This window comes from Corallococcus sp. AB049A (genome assembly GCF_003668885.1).
Classification (GTDB): Bacteria; Myxococcota; Myxococcia; order Myxococcales; family Myxococcaceae; genus Corallococcus; species Corallococcus interemptor.
Map to the genome: position 1 here is coordinate 1 of NZ_RAWL01000553.1, position 4,720 is coordinate 4,720.

Annotated in this window: 5 protein-coding genes; 1 reads left to right on the top strand and 4 read right to left on the bottom strand. The window is 70.6% G+C overall.

Going from position 1 to position 4,720, the window contains the following annotated elements; translation table 11 throughout:
- The 3 genes from D7X55_RS35905 to D7X55_RS35915 form a co-directional block, all read right to left on the bottom strand.
- Positions 1–336 (bottom strand): LysM peptidoglycan-binding domain-containing protein (locus D7X55_RS35905; protein WP_121725390.1); only part of this gene is annotated, 336 nt, incomplete at its 3' end.
- Between the two features lie 104 nt (positions 337–440).
- On the bottom strand, positions 441–1,436 hold the full coding sequence (locus D7X55_RS35910; RefSeq protein WP_120553031.1) for a cytochrome c: 996 nt from the start codon (positions 1,434–1,436) through the stop codon (positions 441–443).
- Positions 1,433–1,987, bottom strand: coding sequence for a hypothetical protein (locus tag D7X55_RS35915; RefSeq protein WP_120553032.1), 555 nt, complete (start codon positions 1,985–1,987; stop codon positions 1,433–1,435). The genes D7X55_RS35910 and D7X55_RS35915 overlap by 4 nt, the downstream gene beginning before the upstream one ends.
- 271 nt (positions 1,988–2,258) lie before the next feature.
- On the opposite strand from D7X55_RS35915, the gene D7X55_RS35920 reads away from it, so the two are divergent.
- On the top strand, positions 2,259–3,716 hold the full coding sequence (locus D7X55_RS35920) for a glycosyltransferase family 87 protein (protein WP_233610268.1): 1,458 nt from the start codon (positions 2,259–2,261) through the stop codon (positions 3,714–3,716).
- Here the strand turns inward: D7X55_RS35920 and D7X55_RS35925 are convergent.
- A partial coding sequence (locus D7X55_RS35925) for a cbb3-type cytochrome c oxidase subunit I (protein ID WP_199747300.1) occupies positions 3,713–4,720 on the bottom strand: 1,008 nt, incomplete at its 5' end. The genes D7X55_RS35920 and D7X55_RS35925 overlap by 4 nt on opposite strands.

The window sequence follows — 4,720 nt, forward strand, 5'->3', positions numbered from 1 at the left end:
CGTCCCGCCCGTGCCTCCCGCGCGGCCCGGAATCGTGAGCTTCTGGCCCACGTAGATCTTGTTCGGGTTCGCGATGTGGTTCGCCTTCGCCAGCGCCCCCACCGTCGTGCCATGCCGCCCCGCGATGCCGCTCAGCGTGTCACCGCTGCGCACCGTGTAGCTGCCACCCTTCGACGGCGCCGCCTGGAAGCTGTCCGGGACCGTCAGCCGCTGACCCACGCGGATGAGATTCGCGTTCGCGATGTGGTTCGTCTTCTGGAGCGAGCCCACCGACGTGTTGAAGCGCTGCGCCAGGCCGCTCAACGTGTCGCCGCTGCGAACGGAATAGGTCGTCACGGTTAAAACTCCGGGAAAAGAGGTAAATCAATGCCCGGATTTTCGCGACGCCTGGGAATTAGTTTCCCAGGAAGGCTGACTTTTCAGGTTGCTGAATCTATCCGCTATTCCTGGACCTTCGAGTCACGCAACCGTTGCTGAAGGTCGCGGGCCGCGGAGGTGTCGTGCATCACGACGAGGCTCTGCACGTAGTACGCGAGCGCCCACAGGTTCTCTTCGGGGATGGCGCCCTTCCATGACGGCATGGCGGCGCCGCCGACGCCCGCGGCCATGACGCGGTAGAGGTCCTCGCGCTGCGCCTGCGCGGTGTACGGCTGGCCTTCCACGCGAGTGCCCTGCGGCCACACGGTGCGCAGCCGGTGGAAGAGGAAGTCCGGTGGCAGCACCTTGGCCAGCTGCGTGGCTTCGCCCTTCGCGTCCACGGTGAGCGAGTAGTCCGAATCCCGCTGCAGCGCCGTGTACGGATCCGCGTTCGCCAGGTTCACCTTGCGGCCGGTGACGCTCTCCGTGAGCGCGGCGAGTTCGGCTCGGGGCAGGTACGCGACGTGGCAGCTGGCGCAGCCCGCGTTGCCCTTGCCGGCCACGTGGTAGACGGTGCGGCCGCGCTCCAGGGCCTCGGCCTCGCGGCCCTTCCACGGGTCTTCGGACAGGGTGATGGCCGCACCCGGCGACTCCTGCTTCCAGCGCGGACTGAAGGTCTTGAGGTACTGCACCACGGCGTCCACGTCCGCCGGAGGCACGTCCCACGCGAACATGGGCGTGCCGTGCAGGCCCCGGCGCAGGGTGCGCTTGAGCGCGTCATCGGTGGGCAGCTCGCCCGCGGCCACGCCGCCGAACTTGTAGAGGCCCTGGTGGAAGTTGCGCGGAGGAGGCCGCATGCCGGAGCCGGCAGGGCCCTGACCGTCGCCCTTCTCACCGTGACAGGACGCGCAGTAGTGCGTGTAGACGTCGTAGCCGCGCGACAGCGTCGCCGCGGGGATGACGGTGCCGTCCGCGAGCTTCAGGGGCTCGAAGGTGGGCGTCTCCTTGCGGCACGCGGGAGCGAAGGCCCCCAGCGCGAGCACGGCGAGGATGCGGAGCGAGAAGGAACCAGGCTTCATGGGAGGTACACCACCGCGAAGAGGACGCCGTACATCACCGTCGAACACCACCATCCGGGCAGCGCGCGCCGCAACGGAGCGCGAGCCTCCTGCCCATGCAGGACACGAAGTCCCGCGCGCAGCAGCCCCAGCATCACGACTGACAGATGCGCGGCCTGCACCGCCGACAGGCCATACAGCGACGCGCCGAAGACGCCGCTGTCGGGGATGCGCAGGTCGCGGTACCAGAACAGCACGTGCGACCACGCCGCCTGCGTCGCGAGGAACGCCGCGCCCGCGCTCAGCACGCCCGCCAACGTGAGGCGGCCCGGTCGCGGATGCCGGAGCGAGGCGTGCAGCGACACCGCCCCGATGACGAGGAGCCCACCCGCCAGCGCGGGGACGAGGAGTCCGGGGCGCGCGGACGCGGGAGGCCAGAAGCCGCGCAGCCGGTAGAAGCCCGCGGTGAAGGCCATGGCGCAGAAGAGCATCGCCACCGCGCCGTGCGCGATGACGGCCCCGAACCAGAGGTTCCCTTCGTCGCGCTGCGAGGCCAGTTCGTTCGTGCTCACGGCGTGGGACTCTCGCATGCCTGGGCCCGGCGGAAAGCACCAGGAAGCCGGGCGGGCCCCTGTCTCTCGGAGCGGCAATCACGTCCACGCATCGCACCCGTGAGCCTGAACCGGCCGCGGTGGGATGCACGAAGCCTGCTCGGGCGGTGCCCGCCGGTAGTAGCCTCTCGCGCTCACGCCGATGCAACCCGCGCCCACTCCGCTCGCAGCGCCGTCTCCGTCCGTCCCTCTTCACGCTCCGCGAGGCCTGGACGTCTGGCCATTGCTCATCGTGGCGCTGGGCGCATGGGTGCTGCGTGCGCTGGCGTTCTTCCATCCCTCGGGCGCCATGGGCTACCCCATGGACTACGACGAGGGCGTCTACTTCTCCGCCGCGTCGCTCCTGCTGCGCGGGGACCTGCCCTACCGCGACTTCATCTTCGTCCACCCGCCCGGAGCGCTGCTGCTCTGGGCTCCTGGCGCCGCGCTCACGCTGGGCCTCGACGCGGCCACGGCCTACGGCATCACGCGCTACCTCGCCGCCACCGTGGGCGCCCTGTGCGTGTTCCTCGCGGGCCGCGTCGCCTGGCGGGCCTGGGGCCCCATCGCGGGCTGCGTGGCCGCGCTCGCCTATGCCGCGTATCCGGAGGCCGCCCTCGTCGAACGTGGCACCTTCCTGGAGCCCCTGCTCAACGTCCTGTGCCTGGGCTTCGCGAACCTCTGGCTCGTTCCCGGCCCGCACTCCCGAGCACGCCGCATCGGCGCGGGCGTGCTCCTGGGCCTCGCCATCTCCGTGAAGCTTCCGGGCGTCCTGTGGCTCATCGCCGCGCTGTTCGCCCGTCCGGGGAAGGACGCCTGGCGTCAGGCCATCCCGACCGTGCTCGCCGCGCTCGCCACCTTCGCCGTCGTCGTCGGCCCCCTGGCCGCGCTCGCCCCTTCCGAGTTCCTGCGCGACGTCATCACCTTCCAGGCCGTGCGCCCCGCGGACGGTGAAGCGGACCGCTGGCTGCGTCTTCGCGACATCTTCCACGAGCGCCGGCTGGGAGAAGTGCTCCTCGCGCTCGTGGGCCTCTGCACCGCGTGCGTGCGCGCCTTCCGCGCTCCCCCGGAGCACCGCCCCGCCGCACGCTTCTTCGCCTGCGCGTTCATCCTCGGCGTGGCCCTGTTCCTCGCGTCACGGTCCTACTTCGACCAGTACAACGCGCACCTCGCCGCGTCGGAGGCCGTGCTCGCGGGCCTGGGCGCCTCCGTGCTCCATGCACTCAGCGCACGCTGGGGCCGCTCCGCTTCACGGGCCGTGGCCGCGCTCGTGCTTGCCGCCGCGTGCCTGCCCGGTGCATGGCACGTCGTCCAGAGTGGCCAGCAGCAGGTCCCAGAGGTCGCGGCGCTCTCGGAGTACATCCGCGCCAACGTGCCTCCCAAGGCGTGCCTCTTCTCCTTCGAACCTGGCTGGGCGCTCGCGGCGGGCCGGCTCCCAGTGGGTGCCACTCCCATCGTGGACGTCTATTCCACCATGCTCCAGGACGCCATGAGCACCGGCGACCGCTTCGACGAGACCACCGAAGCCATCTCCGCCCCCGAGGCCCAGCAGGCCCTGCGTGTCATGCTGGACTCCTGCCGCTTCGTCATCCTCGGCGGGCGAGGCACCTGGCAGCTCACTCCGGAGAGCCGCCCCTGGTTCAAGCAGCGCTTCGTCCGCCGCTTCCCGGAAGGCGACACCGGCGGCGTGGACCTCTGGGAGCACCGCTAGCCGGCGCCCTCCACTCCCGACACCGGCGGCACCGGAGGCACCACCGGCTCGGCCACCGGCATGCCCGAGGGCAGCGGCTCCGCCTGGCCAATCCAATCGCGACCCAGTTGCTCCTGTACTTCCGGTTGCGACAGCGCATGCGGCCCGCGCAGCACCACGGCGCCGGGCCCCGCGTCCGTCCACTCCAGCGTGCCCACGCGCCACGGGTTCGGCTCCGTGGCCCGTCCCCACCGGAGCGTCCGCACCAGGTTCACCACGAAGACCAGCTGCACCGCGCCCAGCGCGAACGCGGCCCAGCTGGTCCACCGGTTCAACGTGAGCAGGTGCGCGAGGAACGTGTACTGGTACGGGTCATAGAGCCGCCGCAGCTGCCCCGCGTAGCCCGCCACCAGCTGGCCACCGAAGACAGCGATGAAGAGCACCGCGCTCAGCACCACGTGCACCTTCGCCAGCCGCTCATCCAGCGCGCGCCCGTACATGCGGGGGAACCAGAAGTAGAGCCCCGCGAACACCGCGAGGAAGCTGGCCGCGCCCATCGTCAGGTGGAAGTGGCCCACCACCCACATGGTCCCGTGCAGCGGCACGTCCGTCGCCACCGCGCCCAGCGCCAGGCCCGTGATGCCGCCCAGACCGAAGACAATCATCGTCGCCAGCGCCGCGAGCATGGGCGACGTGAGCCGCACGCTGCCCCGCCACAGCGTCATCAGCCAGTTGAGGAACATCACCTGCGCCGGCAGCGAAATCAGCAGCGTCAGCACCATGAACGTGCGCCCCAGCACCGGCGCCATCCCGCTGGTGAACAGGTGGTGCGCGTACACCGCGCCGCTCAGCGCCGTCACCGCGCCCATGGCCCCCGCCGTCAGCCGGTAGCCGTGCGCGGGCTTGCGGCTGAAGAACGCCACGAAGTCCCCCACCATGCCCCACGCGGGCAGGATGAGGATGTAGACCTCCGGGTGGCCGAACAGCCAGAACAGGTGCTGGTACACCACCTGTCTCTTATACAC